General features: G+C 61.4%; 16 protein-coding genes. 14 read left to right on the forward strand and 2 right to left on the reverse strand.

What is annotated here, in order from left to right; translation table 11 throughout:
• Positions 1 to 133 precede the first annotated feature (133 nt).
• The 3 genes from rplM to glmM are packed head-to-tail and all read left to right on the forward strand — an operon-like array spanning position 134 to position 2,499.
• Positions 134 to 580 (forward strand): 50S ribosomal protein L13, encoded by a 447-nt coding sequence (gene rplM / locus I6E58_RS03970; RefSeq protein ID WP_197130607.1) that lies wholly within the window; start codon positions 134 to 136, stop codon positions 578 to 580.
• A gap of 42 nt (positions 581 to 622) precedes the next feature.
• Positions 623 to 1,111, forward strand: coding sequence for a 30S ribosomal protein S9 (gene rpsI / locus I6E58_RS03975; protein ID WP_197130610.1), 489 nt, complete (start codon positions 623 to 625; stop codon positions 1,109 to 1,111).
• Between the two features lie 26 nt (positions 1,112 to 1,137).
• On the forward strand, positions 1,138 to 2,499 hold the full coding sequence (gene glmM, locus I6E58_RS03980) for a phosphoglucosamine mutase (RefSeq protein ID WP_197130613.1): 1,362 nt from the start codon (positions 1,138 to 1,140) through the stop codon (positions 2,497 to 2,499).
• Here the strand turns inward: glmM and coaA are convergent.
• Positions 2,496 to 3,443, reverse strand: coding sequence for a type I pantothenate kinase (coaA, locus tag I6E58_RS03985; RefSeq protein ID WP_197130616.1), 948 nt, complete (start codon positions 3,441 to 3,443; stop codon positions 2,496 to 2,498). The two genes, glmM and coaA, sit on opposite strands and share 4 nt — an antisense overlap.
• A 55-nt stretch (positions 3,444 to 3,498) precedes the next feature.
• On the opposite strand from coaA, the gene glmS reads away from it, so the two are divergent.
• From glmS to I6E58_RS04030, 9 genes are all read left to right on the forward strand, one after another.
• The gene (gene glmS, locus I6E58_RS03990) at positions 3,499 to 5,349 is read left to right on the forward strand and encodes a glutamine--fructose-6-phosphate transaminase (isomerizing) (RefSeq protein WP_197130619.1); all 1,851 of its coding nucleotides are present in this window, start codon (positions 3,499 to 3,501) and stop codon (positions 5,347 to 5,349) included.
• An 8-nt stretch (positions 5,350 to 5,357) separates the two neighbouring features.
• Positions 5,358 to 5,729, forward strand: a complete 372-nt coding sequence (locus I6E58_RS03995) for a holo-ACP synthase (protein ID WP_197130622.1) — start codon at positions 5,358 to 5,360, stop codon at positions 5,727 to 5,729.
• Positions 5,726 to 6,826 (forward strand): alanine racemase, encoded by a 1,101-nt coding sequence (gene alr / locus I6E58_RS04000; protein ID WP_197130626.1) that lies wholly within the window; start codon positions 5,726 to 5,728, stop codon positions 6,824 to 6,826. The genes I6E58_RS03995 and alr overlap by 4 nt, the downstream gene beginning before the upstream one ends.
• On the forward strand, positions 6,823 to 7,431 hold the full coding sequence (gene tsaE / locus I6E58_RS04005) for a tRNA (adenosine(37)-N6)-threonylcarbamoyltransferase complex ATPase subunit type 1 TsaE (protein WP_197130629.1): 609 nt from the start codon (positions 6,823 to 6,825) through the stop codon (positions 7,429 to 7,431). Before alr ends, tsaE begins: the two co-directional genes overlap by 4 nt.
• The gene (tsaB, locus tag I6E58_RS04010; protein ID WP_197130632.1) at positions 7,415 to 8,035 is read left to right on the forward strand and encodes a tRNA (adenosine(37)-N6)-threonylcarbamoyltransferase complex dimerization subunit type 1 TsaB; all 621 of its coding nucleotides are present in this window, start codon (positions 7,415 to 7,417) and stop codon (positions 8,033 to 8,035) included. The genes tsaE and tsaB overlap by 17 nt, the downstream gene beginning before the upstream one ends.
• Positions 8,032 to 8,523, forward strand: a complete 492-nt coding sequence (gene rimI / locus I6E58_RS04015) for a ribosomal protein S18-alanine N-acetyltransferase (RefSeq protein WP_129072169.1) — start codon at positions 8,032 to 8,034, stop codon at positions 8,521 to 8,523. The genes tsaB and rimI overlap by 4 nt, the downstream gene beginning before the upstream one ends.
• A gap of 92 nt (positions 8,524 to 8,615) precedes the next feature.
• Entirely contained in the window at positions 8,616 to 9,647 is a 1,032-nt protein-coding gene (gene tsaD, locus I6E58_RS04020; RefSeq protein WP_197132823.1) for a tRNA (adenosine(37)-N6)-threonylcarbamoyltransferase complex transferase subunit TsaD, read from the forward strand.
• Positions 9,648 to 9,750: 103 nt separating this feature from the next.
• Positions 9,751 to 10,032, forward strand: a complete 282-nt coding sequence (locus tag I6E58_RS04025; RefSeq protein WP_197130635.1) for a DUF4190 domain-containing protein — start codon at positions 9,751 to 9,753, stop codon at positions 10,030 to 10,032.
• 79 nt (positions 10,033 to 10,111) lie between these two features.
• The gene (locus I6E58_RS04030; protein ID WP_197130638.1) at positions 10,112 to 10,990 is read left to right on the forward strand and encodes a DUF4190 domain-containing protein; all 879 of its coding nucleotides are present in this window, start codon (positions 10,112 to 10,114) and stop codon (positions 10,988 to 10,990) included.
• Here the strand turns inward: I6E58_RS04030 and I6E58_RS04035 are convergent.
• Entirely contained in the window at positions 10,987 to 12,192 is a 1,206-nt protein-coding gene (locus I6E58_RS04035) for a class I SAM-dependent methyltransferase (protein WP_197130641.1), read from the reverse strand. The genes I6E58_RS04030 and I6E58_RS04035 overlap by 4 nt on opposite strands.
• A 124-nt stretch (positions 12,193 to 12,316) precedes the next feature.
• Here I6E58_RS04035 and groES point away from each other — a divergent pair, with 124 nt between their 5' ends.
• Positions 12,317 to 12,613: a co-chaperone GroES gene (groES, locus tag I6E58_RS04040; RefSeq protein WP_100388242.1), complete on the forward strand. Its 297-nt coding sequence runs from the start codon at positions 12,317 to 12,319 to the stop codon at positions 12,611 to 12,613.
• Between the two features lie 156 nt (positions 12,614 to 12,769).
• A complete protein-coding gene (gene rarD / locus I6E58_RS04045; RefSeq protein ID WP_197130644.1) occupies positions 12,770 to 13,714 on the forward strand; it encodes an EamA family transporter RarD in 945 nt (314 codons plus the stop codon).
• Positions 13,715 to 13,765 lie beyond the last annotated feature (51 nt).

The following is a 13,765-nucleotide window of genomic DNA, read 5'->3' on the forward strand; positions in this document are numbered from 1 at the left end:
GTTGACCCTTGGTGTCTGCACTATAGGGTGCGACATCCGATCATGAGCCCTCCAACCGGCATTGTTTCTTCTGAAACAACCATCGGAGCGGGATTCACGAACACCTCACTCGATCAATGAAAGCAGCACTATTGTGACGCGTACATATTCGCCCAAGCCCGACGACATCAAGCGGGAATGGGTCATCATCGACGCAGCCGACATCGTCCTCGGTCGTCTCGCCAGCCACGCAGCTATCCTGCTCCGCGGAAAGCACAAGGCCACCTTTGCTCCGCACATGGACATGGGTGACTTCGTCATCATCATCAACGCTGAGAAGGTAGCCCTCACCGGTTCCAAGCTCAAGCAGAAGAAGGCTTACCGTCACTCCGGTTACCCGGGTGGGCTCACAGCCACCACGTACTCCGAGATGCTGGAAAAGCACCCCACGCGCGCCGTTGAAAAGGCCATCCGTGGAATGCTCCCCAAGAACTCGCTCGGCCGCGATCAGCTCTCGAAGCTGAAGGTATACGCCGGTGCTGAGCACCCGCACGCTGCTCAGCAGCCCACGCCGTACACCCTCGACCAGGTCGCTCAGTAGCGCCCGCGCTTCACGAAGCAAAGAATTAAAGGACTTATTACAGTGGCTAAGATCGAAGATTCAATCACCGAGGGTGCACCCGAGTCGTACACGACCGAGTCGGCAGCAGTTGAGGCGCCCAGCGCACCTCGCCCCGTTCTCACCGTTCCCGGCGCAGCCGTAGGACGTCGCAAGCAGGCTATCGCCCGCGTGCGTCTCATTCCCGGTTCGGGCACCATCACGGTTAACGGCCGTGAGCTCGCCGAGTACTTCCCCAACAAGCTTCACCAGCAGCTCATCAACGATCCGTTCAAGGTTCTTGACCTGCTCGGCGGTTACGACGTCATCGCACGCATCACCGGTGGTGGCCCCTCGGGTCAGGCCGGCGCACTGCGTCTCGGTATCGCTCGTTCGCTCAACCAGATTGACGAAGAGAACAACCGCGCAATCTTGAAGAAGCATGGCTTCCTCTCTCGCGACGCTCGCGTCAAGGAGCGCAAGAAGGCTGGACTCAAGAAGGCCCGTAAGGCTCCGCAGTTCTCGAAGCGCTAACCCGCTTTCCCTGCTAGCGATAACGCATGGCACGTCTTTTTGGTACGGATGGTGTTCGCGGCTTAGCGAACAGTGATCTTACTGTCGAGCTTGCGCTCGGTCTGGCTCAGGCGGCAGCAGTCGTCCTGGGCCAAGGCCGCGTTGCTGATGGTCGGCGCGCTTCAGGCCGCCGACCGGTTGCCGTTGTCGCACGCGACCCCCGCGTATCCGGCGAATTTATTTCCGCCGCAGTATCCGCGGGGCTCGCGAGCTCGGGCGTCGATGTCTTCGACGCCGGAGTAATCCCCACCCCGGCAGCAGCGTTTCTTGTTGCAGACTTCAAAGCCGACCTCGGAGTCATGATCTCCGCGTCGCACAATCCCGCTCCTGACAACGGAATCAAATTCTTCGGTCAGGGCGGCACCAAACTTCCCGATGAGGTCGAAGACCGCATCGAAGCCGCTCTCGCCGCTCCGAGCCTCGCTCCGACCGGCGTTGAGGTCGGCCGCATCCGCCGCTTCTCCGATGCTGAAGATCGCTACGTCGTTCACCTGTTGTCGACGTTGCCAAATCAGCTTGCCGGCATCCACGTCGTGCTCGACTGTGCTCATGGCGCAGCGGCAGGCGTCTCACCACAGGTATTCACGGATGCCGGGGCCAAGGTCACCGTAATCGGTGCCGATCCTGATGGCATCAACATCAATGATGGAGTCGGATCTACGCATCTCGACAACCTCGCTTCTGCGGTTCTCTCGCACGGCGCCGACGTCGGAATCGCTCACGATGGTGACGCCGACCGGTGCCTCGCGGTCGACAAAGAGGGCAACATTGTTGATGGCGACCAGATCATGGCGATCCTGGCGGTATCGATGGCCGAACGCGGTGTACTCCACGACCGCACGCTCGTCGCGACCGTCATGAGCAACTTGGGACTCCGCCGCGCGATGGCAGAGCACAACATCAAGATGCTCGAGACCAAGGTCGGCGACCGCTACGTTCTCGAAGCCCTGGGGGCCCGCGGGCTCTCCCTCGGTGGCGAACAATCCGGTCACGTCATCATGACCAAGTTTGCGACCACCGGCGACGGCATCCTCACGGGATTGCACCTGGTAGCCGAAATGGCTCGCACCGGCAAAACGCTTGCACAGCTTGCGGCTGTCATGACGGTCTACCCGCAGGTTCTCGTGAACGTGCGCGGAGTAGATCACCACTCGCTCGGTTCAGACTCGGTCATCGCCGACGCGGTTGCCGTTGTCGAGGCGGAATTGGGTGACACCGGGCGCGTGCTTTTGCGGGCATCCGGAACGGAGCCTATGGTGCGCGTCATGGTCGAAGCGGAACATCAAGAAGTCGCTCAGCACATGGCTGACCGTCTTGCCGCGGTCGTTCGCGCCCAGCTCAGCTACTAGGTCTTGCGCAGCAGAACTTTCGAGACGGCGTGATCGGCGTCCTTGCGCAAGATGAGCGAGGCACGAGGCCGAGTCGGGCGAACATTCTGCGTGAGATTGGGCTCGTTGGTACGCTTCCACACCTCACGGGCTCGGGCACGGGCGGCGTCTTCGTCGAGGTCGGCGAAGCGGTGAAAGTACGAGCGCGGGTTGCTAAAGGCGCCGCGCTGTAGACGCAGGAAGCGCTCCTCGTACCAGCGCGCAATATCGCTGGTTCGAGCATCCACATAGATAGTGAAGTCGAAGAGGTCGCTTACGGCGAGGTTCTTACCCGCGATAGGCGGTTGGAGCACATTGAGACCCTCGACGATGAGAACATCAGGCTTACGCACGGTCACCGTCGCATCCGGGACGATGTCGTACGCCAAGTGGGAGTAGAACGGTGCGCGCACTTCTGGCTCGCCCGCTTTGATCTTGCTGACGAAGCGCAGTAGAGCTCGACGGTCGTAGCTCTCGGGAAAGCCTTTGCGTTCGAGGATGCCGCGGCGTTCGAGTTCGGCGTTGGGGTGCAGAAACCCGTCGGTCGTGATGAGCTCGACACGAGGTGTTCCCTCCCAGCGGGAGAGAAGTTCGCGGAGAAGGCGCGCAATCGTCGATTTGCCGACGGCGACAGAACCCGCAACGCCAATCACGAAGGGCGTGCTCGACGTGGTTGCTCCCAAGAATTGGGTAGTGGCGGCGTGAAGTCGCTGAGCACTCTCGGCGTACAAATTGAGCAGGCGGCTGAGGGGCAAATACACCTCGGCGACCTCAGTGAGATCGAGTTCATCGCCCAAACCGCGCAACTCAATGAGCTCCGCCTGGGTGAGGGGAACTTTCATCTTGGGGGCAAGTTCAGCCCAATCGCTCCGATCGATGTCAAAAAAAGGAGAAATGTGACTGTGTCCGGAGCCATGTTCATGCATCCGGAACATCCTATCTGCGCGCAGATACCCAGTTTGGGGAACTAAACTCGTTTCCATGTGTGGAATTGTCGGTTACGTCGGTAACAACAAAAGCCTTGAGGTTCTCCTCGGCGGTCTCAAGCGTCTCGAATACCGGGGTTATGACTCCGCCGGTGTGGCGATTATTGATGAGGACGGTGAGCTCGGAACGCGCAAGCGCGCTGGCAAGCTCCAAGTTCTCCTCGATGATCTTGACGCTACTCCGCTCAATAACGGAACGACCGGTATCGGCCACACGCGGTGGGCAACTCACGGTGGCCCGACCGACGTCAACGCTCACCCGCACTTGAGCACCGACCACAAGCTCGCGCTCATTCACAACGGAATTATCGAAAACTTCTCCGAGCTGAAGAATGAGTTGCTTCTCGACGGCGAGACGTTCGAAAGCGAGACGGACACCGAGGTCGCCGCTGTCCTCGTCGGCCGTGAGTACAACAAGACCGGTGATATCACTGCTGCGATGCAGGCGGTCGTGGCGCGATTGGAAGGTGCGTTTACCCTTCTTGCCATCCACAAAGATCAGCCCGGTGTTGTTGTCGGCGCCCGCCGCAATTCACCTTTGGTCATCGGCTTGGGCGACGGTGAAAACTTCATGGGTTCCGACGTCGCCGCCTTTGTGGAGTTCACCCGTCGCGCGGTTGCTGTCGGCCAGGATCAGATCGTAACGATCCGCCCCGATACCGTGCTGGTAACCGACTTTGACGGCAACGCCGTCGACTTCGAAGAGTTCGACATCGCGTGGGATGCTTCGGCATCTGAAAAGGGCGGTTGGTCGAGCTTCATGGCTAAGGAAATCAGCGAAGAGCCGGATGCCGTAGCCAACACGATTCTTGGTCGTGTTCAGGATGGTCTGGTCAAGCTCACCGAATTTGACCCTCTCGGCGACGAGGTCATCGCCAACATCGACCGTATCGTCGTAGTTGCGTGTGGAACTGCGGCCTACGCCGGCATGCTGGGCAAGTACGCCATCGAGGCGTGGGCTCGCGTTCCTGTTGATGTAGAGCTCGCTCACGAGTTCCGTTACCGCAACCCGATTTTGACCGAGCGCACGCTTGTTATCTCGATCAGCCAGTCCGGCGAAACGATGGACACGCTCATGGCGGTCAAATTCGCGATGGAGTCGGGGGCGAAGGTTGTCTCGGTGTGCAACACGCACGGCGCAACGATTCCGCGCGAGTCGCACGCGGTGGTCTACACGCATGCGGGCCCCGAGGTCGCTGTGGCATCTACGAAGGCTTTCGTCGCGCAGGTGACGGCGCTGTACCTCATCGGTCTTCACATCGCCGGCGTGCGCGGCACGCTCAGCGACGAAGGGATTCGCGAAAACGTGGCAGAGCTTCAAGCTGTGCCCGAGAAAATCTCCGAAGTTCTCATTACCTCGCAGTCGATCAAGCAGCTAGCGCACTGGATGACGGACACTCAGTCGGTGCTCTTCCTCGGTCGCCACGTCGGCTACCCGGTCGCGCTCGAAGGTGCTCTCAAGCTCAAAGAACTCGCCTACATTCACGCTGAAGGTTTCGCCGCTGGCGAGCTTAAGCACGGCCCTATCGCGCTCATCGAGCCCGGCCAGGTTGTCTTTGTGATCGTTCCCAGCCCGCGCGACCCGAATTCGCTTCACAAGAAGGTCGTCTCCAACATTCAGGAGATCCGTGCTCGGGGCGCTCGCGTCATTGCTATCGCTGAGAAGGGCGACGCGGCGGTGCTTCCATTCGCCGACGAAGTCATCCCGATTCCTCTCGCTGGTTCGTTCTTCGAGCCTCTGCTTGCTGTCATCCCGCTGCACATCTTCGGTATGGAGCTTTCTGCTGCGAAGGGACTCGACGTCGACCAGCCTCGCAATCTCGCGAAGTCTGTCACCGTCGAATAGGTTTCATCGTGATCGTGGGGATCGGTGTGGATGTCGTCGACATCGCCCGCTTCGAGCGTGCGTTGCAGCGCACACCGACCCTCACAGCGCGCCTGTTCTCTGAGAGCGAACAGCTCAAAGAGGGCAAACCCCGCCCGCTTCGATCGCTCGCTGGAAGATTCGCAGCGAAAGAAGCGCTCATTAAGGCGCTGGGAGATTCGAGCGGAGTCACCTGGCACGACATGCGAGTCGTGTCGGACGCACTGGGAAATCCCTCGCTCGAGCTCCACAACTCGACGAAAGATATTGCTGATCGTCGGGGAATTACCTCGGTTCATCTTTCGATGAGCCACGACGCGGGAATCGCGATCGCCTATGTCATTGCGGAGGCCACCCCATGAGCGATCTTCGACTCGCGACGATCAATACTGCGGCCATCAGCCACAACATCGAAGTGCTGCGTGCTCTTGTCGCGCCTGTTAAAGTCATGGCCGTTGTCAAAGCTGACGGCTATGGCCATGGGGCGTTTGCCAGCGCGCGAGCGGCTCTTGCCGGCGGTGCCGATTGGCTCGGAGTTGCTGACCTCAACGAAGCGTTCGCTCTGCGCGCGGCAGGAATCGATGCTCCACTCTTAGCGTGGTTGCATCAGCCGGGCGCAGCATTCGGTGACGCGGTGCGCGCGGATATCGACCTCGGGGTGAGCAGCCTTGCTCAGCTGACTGAGGTTGCCGCGACATCCGACACCGCCTTCGTGCACCTCAAGGTAGACACCGGCCTGCACCGCAACGGTGCTTTTCTGGATGAGTGGCACCAGTTTTTCGAGGCTGCCGTCGCCCACGAGCTTGCGGGTCGTATCCGCGTGCGTGGGCTGTGGAGTCACCTCGCCAATGCCGGTGCCGAACATGATCTTGAACAGATCGAGCAGTTCTCTGCCGCGATTGCGATGGCTGAATCGGTCGGCCTACGCCCCGAGTTGCGGCATCTTGCTGCTTCGGAGGGCGCGATCAAGCATCCGGCGGCTCGCTTTGACCTCGTTCGGGTGGGAATCTCGAGCTATGGGCTCTCGCCCGCCACCGATGTGGATGTCGCCGCTCTCGGACTCGTTCCGGCAATGACGCTTAGCGCTCCCGTCATTTCAGTCAAGCGCGTTAAGGCCGGCTCAGGGGTCTCCTATGGTTACGCGTACCGTTGCGAGCGCGATACGACGCTTGCCCTTGTTCCGCTCGGTTATGGCGACGGCATTCCGCGTCAGGCCTCGAACCGGGGACCAGTTTCAATTAACGGCGCCGTCGGTCGCGTGGCAGGCCGCGTAGCGATGGATCAGATCGTGGTGGACATGGCAGACGCAACCGTCGCGATCGGCGACGAAGCGATCCTCTTCGGCGATCCTGCCGCGTCAGTGCCGAGTGCCGATGACTGGGCCGAAGCGGCCGACACCATCAACTACGAAATCGTGACCCGAATCGGGCCTCGGGTGACGCGCAGGTACGAATCATGACCACCTTTACTGTAGCCACCCCCGATCGCATGGCTGAACTCGGAGCAGCTATTGCTGCTCGATTGGGAGCCGGCGATCTCGTGTTGCTCAATGGTGAGCTCGGGGCTGGCAAGACAACCCTGACGCGCGCGATTGGCGAGACTCTCGGCATCCGAGGCACGGTCACGAGTCCGACGTTTGTGCTGGCGCGCACGCATCCGCGACTGGATGACGCCGGTGTGGAACTGTCGCCCCACCACGCTCCGCCACTCGTTCATGTCGATGCGTACCGTCTTGGTAGCGCGGTCGAACTCGACGACCTCGACATCGACTTCGAAGCATCCATCGTGATCGTGGAATGGGGCGCCGGATTGCTCGACGGTGTGAGCGACAGCTGGCTCACCGTCGACATCGCCCGCCCGATCGGTGGCGGCGCGAACGCCCACCATCTCCCGGGAACGGGAACGGGAACGGAAACGGAAACCGACACCGACACCGGGGCCGACGACGCCCTCGACCCCCTCGACGACTTCGACGACGAGGCCATAGAACCGCGCACGGTGACCGTGACGGGCACTGGCCCGCGGTGGACAGATATGGAGTGGCTCAATGCTGTTAGCGATTGATACCTCGGCGGGCACGACCGTGGCGGTCGTGGGCACCGACGGTGTGGTGCGCGCGGAACGCGATTCTCTCGACACTCGTAAGCATGCCGAGGTAGTCGGCGATTTCATCCACAGCACCCTCGCCGACGCGGGAATTGCTGTAACCGACCTGACCGGTGTCGTGGCGGGAATGGGCCCTGGTCCCTTTACCGGCCTGCGCGTGGGCATCGTGGCGGCTCGGACTTTCGCCTTCGGTGCCGGTCTGCCGCTGTTTCCAGTGGTCACCCATGACGCTCTCGCACTCGGCGAAACCGAGCCCGTCGTTATCGCGACTGACGCGCGCCGCAAAGAACTGTACTGGTCAACCTACGAGGGGTCGGATGCCGCAGGCTTGCCGGTACTCGTCGAGGGCCCTGCCTTGGCATCCGCCGCCGAACTCGCCACGAGCGTGCCCGGTTTCGAGCACTTCGCGCTGCGGGACACCGAGCCGGTGCACGCCTCGCGGCTCGCACGCCTCGCTCACTTGCTTCGTGATAACGATCGTCCGTTCGCCGGTGAAGAGGCGCTCTATTTGCGCTCTCCCGACGTCACCCTTTCCGCAGGACCGAAACGAGTCACCGCATGAGTTGGCAACTGCGCCGCGCTACGATCGACGACCTCGACGCCATTATGGCGATTGAGGCGAGCGAGTTCGCCAACGATGCATGGTCGAGCGACATGATGCGGGGCGAGCTCGGTGATAACCACGGTTATTACCTTGTCGCGACAACGCTCACGGAGCCCGCCGTGGTGAAGGCTTACGCGGGCTTACGCGCCCCGTACCGCTCGGGCCAGGCCGACATCCAAACCATTGCGGTTGCTCCGGATGCTCGCCGCCATGGAATTGGTCGTGCTCTGATGCACGCGCTTATGGTGGAGGCGCGCGATCGTGGCGCCGCCGAGCTATTTCTCGAAGTGCGCGACGACAACCCCTCGGCGCAACGCCTGTATGACTCGCTCGGCTTCGAGCGCATCGCTGTACGCCCTCACTATTATCAGCCGGATGGGGTGGATGCCATCGTGATGCAACTGACGATTCCTGAACCGAAACTAGCTCCGGCGGTCGGCCAGTGAGCGCGGGAGCCGCAGCGGCCACCGTCTCTAGCGAAAACCTTCAGTCTGCGCTGTCGGGGGTGACTCCGGGTAACACCACCAACCCGCTCGTGCTGGGTATCGAGACAAGCTGTGACGAGACGGGTATCGGTATTGTTCGCGGCAACCAGCTGTTGGCGAATGTGATTTCGTCATCAATGGACGAGCATGCTCGGTATGGGGGAGTGGTGCCAGAGGTTGCAGCGCGCGCTCACCTCGAGGCGATTCAGCCGGCTCTTGAGCAGGCGCTTGCTGAAGCGGGCGTCGAACTCAGCGAACTCGATGCGATCGCGGTAACGAGCGGGCCAGGGCTTGCCGGAGCCCTTATGGTCGGGATTGCGGCGGCGAAAGCGCTCTCTGTGGCCACGGGTAAGCCGCTTTACGCCGTCAATCACCTCGTCGGGCACGTCGGGGCTGACGTTCTTCGCGACGATGGCACTGAGATTGATCTGCCCACCATCGCACTGCTTGTGTCGGGTGGGCATACCTCGTTGCTGCACGTGCGAGACCTTGTAGCGGATGTCGAATTGCTCGGCGAGACGATTGACGACGCCGCGGGAGAAGCGTTCGACAAGGTGGCGCGGCTGCTCGGTCTTCCGTATCCCGGCGGGCCCGAGATCGACCGCGTTGCCGCGACCGGTGACCCCACGGCTATCCGTTTTCCGCGCGGTCTGAGCCGATCGAAAGATCTCGAGCGTCACCGCTACGACTTCTCATTCTCGGGTCTCAAGACTGCGGTTGCCCGCTGGGTTGAGCGTGAGCAAGATGCCGGAACTGATTTCTCGCAAGCGGATGTTGCCGCGAGCTTTCGTGAGGCTGTCGTGGATATTCTTCTCACCAAGGCCGTCGCGGCCTGTATCGATCGCGATGTGCCGCGGTTGCTTCTCGGCGGCGGAGTCGTCGCGAATGCGCGCGTGCGGGAGCTCGCGGCAGAGCGCTGCGCGGCCGCTGGTATCGAGCTGCGCATCCCGCCTTTGTCGCTCTGCACGGATAACGGGGCAATGATCGCCGCATTGGGCGCCCAACTGGTGATGGCAGGCAAGAGCCCCTCCACGTTGGGGTTTAGCGCCGATTCGACCCTGCCGGTAACCCAGATTCAGGCCTAGCGCCCCTCTAGAGCCTGTTCATCCTGCGTTGACAGGCTTCTATCAGGCTGAGAATATAGTGGGGCCGCAATCGGCCCCGCCATTTAATAAGGAGCACTTCGTCATGTCAGAACCCACCCCCTACGCCGCAGCACCTGTTGGCGCACCGGTTGCCAAGTGGAACGTCCTGTCCATCGTCTCGCTCGTCACCTCGGTTATCGGATTGAGCCTCGTCGGTATTATCACGGGCCACATTGGCATGAGCCAGATCAAGAAGACGGGTGAGCAGGGCAAGGTGCTCGCCATCATCGGTCTGATCCTTGGTTACCTCGGCTTCGTCGTCGCGCTCATTCTCGGAATTCTCTTTGTTATCGCTTTGTCGCTGGATGGCGTTAACTCTTACTAAGCTCCGCAGTTGTCTACGAAAGGGCCTGTGCAGACGCGCGGGCCCTTTCGTTGTAAGGCGCACTTGCTAAAGTGTGCGCATGGCTACCAATAACTCAGACGGCGCTATCCCGCCGATCGTCTCGCCCTCCGCATCCTCAACGTCGGATGCCCCGCTCGCGAAGGCCACACCCTCCGCCAAGAAGCCCGCGGCGAAGAAAGCCACCACCGCCTCGTCGGCGACTGCAGCGAAGCCTGCAGCCAAGAAGACGACGACCTCTAAAGCTGCTCCGACCAAGGCCGCCACAACCAAAGCCGCGGCCACGACCAAGGCCGCCGCTACAAAGGCGGCGGCAGCCAAAACGACGGCCGCCACCACCGCTGCCGCAAAGACCGCCGCATCCAACGAGACGCCTCCGGCTGCAACGACTGTTCCGGCACCGAGCGTTGATGCTGATGCGGCCGCGAGTGTGCCGCCTGTTCCTCCGGTGCCGCCTGTTGCTCCTGCTGCGGCTGCGGCTGCTCCCGCTGCTCCCGCTGCTCCCGCTGCGGCTCCTCCGGTTGAGGCGGCGCTTCCTGCTCCTCAGGCGGCTCCCGTTGCTTCGCCTTCCGACCCCTACGCCGCAGCGAGCGGCACTCCGGTTCCCGGCTACTCACCTCACGCGACTCCGGGTCAGGCCGCCTACACGCCGGTTCCGGCTGGTCCACCACAGGGACTGTCGATCGCGTCGATGGCCACGGGAATCGCCAGCATCGTGCTTACGTTCATGGCGCTCGGTTTTGTGCCCGGAGTGGCCGCAGTCATCCTGGGCCACCTGGCACAGAAGAAGCAGCCCCACGCGCGCGCCTTCTGGCTCACCGGCCTCATCACGGGTTACGTCGCGGTCGCTCTGGGCCTTCTCACCGTGATCGGGTGGATCGTTTTCTTCTTTTTCATATCGAGCAATAGCTTTGGTGGTTCCTACTACGACGGCTACTAAACCGTCGTTGCTGAGGTTTCGGTAAACGTCGTTCGCTGTGCGAGCAGGGCGCGACGTTTACCTCCTACACGCGTAAGAATCAGCGTTGCGCTGTTCTCGCCCTTGAGCGAGAGAGACGTTCTGAAAGTCGCGGGGTCGATATCGACCCCGCGCTTTTTGATTTCCAGAGTCCCGATTTTACGGTTGGCCAGCTCCTTCTTGAGCGTGCGTTTGTCGAGAGCAAAATCGGCCACAATCTCGAAGCAACTAGCGAACGGGGTCGGGACTGCGGCATCCGCGCTGAAATAGGCGATGGAGGTATCGAGCATGCGACCGTTTAGCTGCCGAGCAAGATCACCGATGAGGCGGGCGCGGATGACGGAGCCGTCTGGCTCGTAAAGGTACTGTCCCAACTCTCCCGCAGCTTCGTCTTCGCTGTCGGCGGCCGCCGTGAGCTCGGCGGTGCCGTGATCGCCGATGACGAGCGCAGCGCGACGGATGCCGGGGCGAGCCACTGCCCCGAACCAGAGTCCCAGTTCGACGACGTCGCGGCCGACCGATACCCATTGGGCTTCGGCGTCGTGCGGGATGAGGTCGCGATCGATGCCCGGGCCGAGCTTGATGCCGGTGGGGTAGCGCTCGGCGAGGCCGAAGGCGAAGTCGAGTGACGGGGTCCAGTCGGCGGGGTTGGTGAGGCGCACGCGAGCATCGCGGCGGGCGGGATCGAGGTAGATGCCGTCGATACCGGTGAGGTCGGCAGACTCGGCATCACCGTGAACTACCTGAGCGTTATTCCAGGGGGCGAGGTTGAAGGCAGCAATAGCGGCGGTGGTCTCATCGCGTTCGACGGCGGTGACGTTGAGTTCGAGGGCGGCAATGGCGAGAGCATCCGCGCCGATGCCGCAGCCGAGATCAGCGACCCATTTCACTCCCGCCTTCGCGAAGCGGCCAGCGTGCTGAGCCGCAACGGAGAGCCGCGTTGCTTGCTCGAGCCCGGCTTCGGTGAAGAGCATTCGTTCGGCGAACGGCCCAAATTTGCCCGTGGCTTTTGCGCGAAGTTTCGATTGGCTCAGAACTGCGGCAACGAGACCGGGACTATGGCCAGCTTTGCGCAGCTCGGCCACGGTGCGCACAATTTCGTCACTCGACTGCCAGGTCGGCAACGAGTCCAAGAGGCGAAGGCCTTCGGCTGAAAGTAGCTCGCGCAATTCGCTCTGATTCATTCTCTAACCGTATCCGTATCCGAATTGGCACTCACGTTGATCGAGTGCCAACCAAGCCGTATAGTTGATCTGGCACTCCTGCACGGAGTGTGCCAGCCCAAGCACTTTTAGAAAGAGGTCAAACGTGTCGGTGTCCATTAAGCCGCTCGAGGATCGCATTGTTATCAAGCAGGTCGATGCAGAACAGACCACCGCGTCTGGGCTCGTCATTCCTGACACTGCGAAAGAGAAGCCCCAGGAGGGCGAAGTAGTCGCCGTAGGTCCCGGTCGCATTGACGACAACGGAAACCGCGTGCCGCTTGACATCGCTGTAGGCGACAAGGTCATCTACTCCAAGTACGGCGGAACCGAGGTGAAGTACGGCGGAGAAGACCTTCTCGTACTTTCGGCTCGCGACGTTCTCGCAGTAGTCGTTCGCTAACGCGATACTCATTTCTTGTCCGCCGTTCGCGGCGTGACAATGCGAAAGCCCAGAGCCTCGGCTCTGGGCTTTCGTCGTCCCCGCAGAAATGGGCGGGGCGATGACTCAGAGCCGAGGATGGCGCAGACGGTTCGTCGCCAGCCCTAGGATTTACAGGTGACTTCTCCTGCGCCCGCAACCGACCGCGTTTCTTCGAGCGGTCTCGGCTTTGCTGTCTCCGCCTATGCGCTGTGGGGCGGGCTGCCGATCGTATTCTTCCTGCTCAAGGAATCGGGCGCGATCGAGATTGTCGCGTGGCGCATTGTGCTCTCGCTCGTATTTTGCGCAATTTTGTTGGTATTCACCCGCGGGTATCGGCGCGTGCTCGCGATCATTCGCGATCGCAAAACTTTTTGGACTCTCGGCCTCGGTGGAGCGTTCGTTGTCGTCAACTGGCTCATCTATGTCTACGCGAGCCTCAACGGCCACGTCGTGGAAGCTTCGCTCGGCTATTTCACCAATCCGATCGTCACGGTGCTGCTCGGTGTTGTCATTTTGCGCGAAAGACTGCGTCCGCTCCAATGGATAGCTCTCGCGATTAGTGCGTTTGCCGTGCTGGTGCTCTCGATCAGCTACGGCAGTTTTCCCTGGATCGCTCTCGGCCTTGCATTCAGTTTCGGTTTCTACGGCCTTGTCAAAAAGAATGTTGGACCGAAAGCGGATGCTATCGGCGGTCTGGCCGTTGAGACGGCATTCCTTGCTCCGATTGCCGTCGTCGCCTTGATCGTGCTCTCCGTCGACGGGCAGCTCACTGTGGGCACTGCCGGTGCCGGACACCTGACGTTGACGCTCTTCCTGGGCGTAGTCACTGCGACGCCGCTGATTCTGTTCGCTGCCGCGGCGCGTCGGCTCCCTCTCACCTACATGGGTTTGGCGCAGTATCTTGCCCCCATCCTGCAGCTCATCGTCGGCGTTTTCATTTTTCACGAGACAATGCCGCCAGAACGCTGGTTGGGTTTCGCAATCGTGTGGCTGGCATTGGCCATTCTCACTTTTGATCTGTTCCGTCACTCGTCCCGCACGCGGCTGGGTTCCGCCGCCGAGGCGCCCGGGGCACCGTAGTATTCGTCTGAAGGCCCGCCCTCACCCGAGGAGCGCATGCCGAGGAAGGCA

The sequence above is a fragment of the Salinibacterium sp. SWN1162 genome (assembly GCF_015864675.1).
In the GTDB taxonomy this organism is placed as follows: domain Bacteria; phylum Actinomycetota; class Actinomycetes; order Actinomycetales; family Microbacteriaceae; genus Rhodoglobus.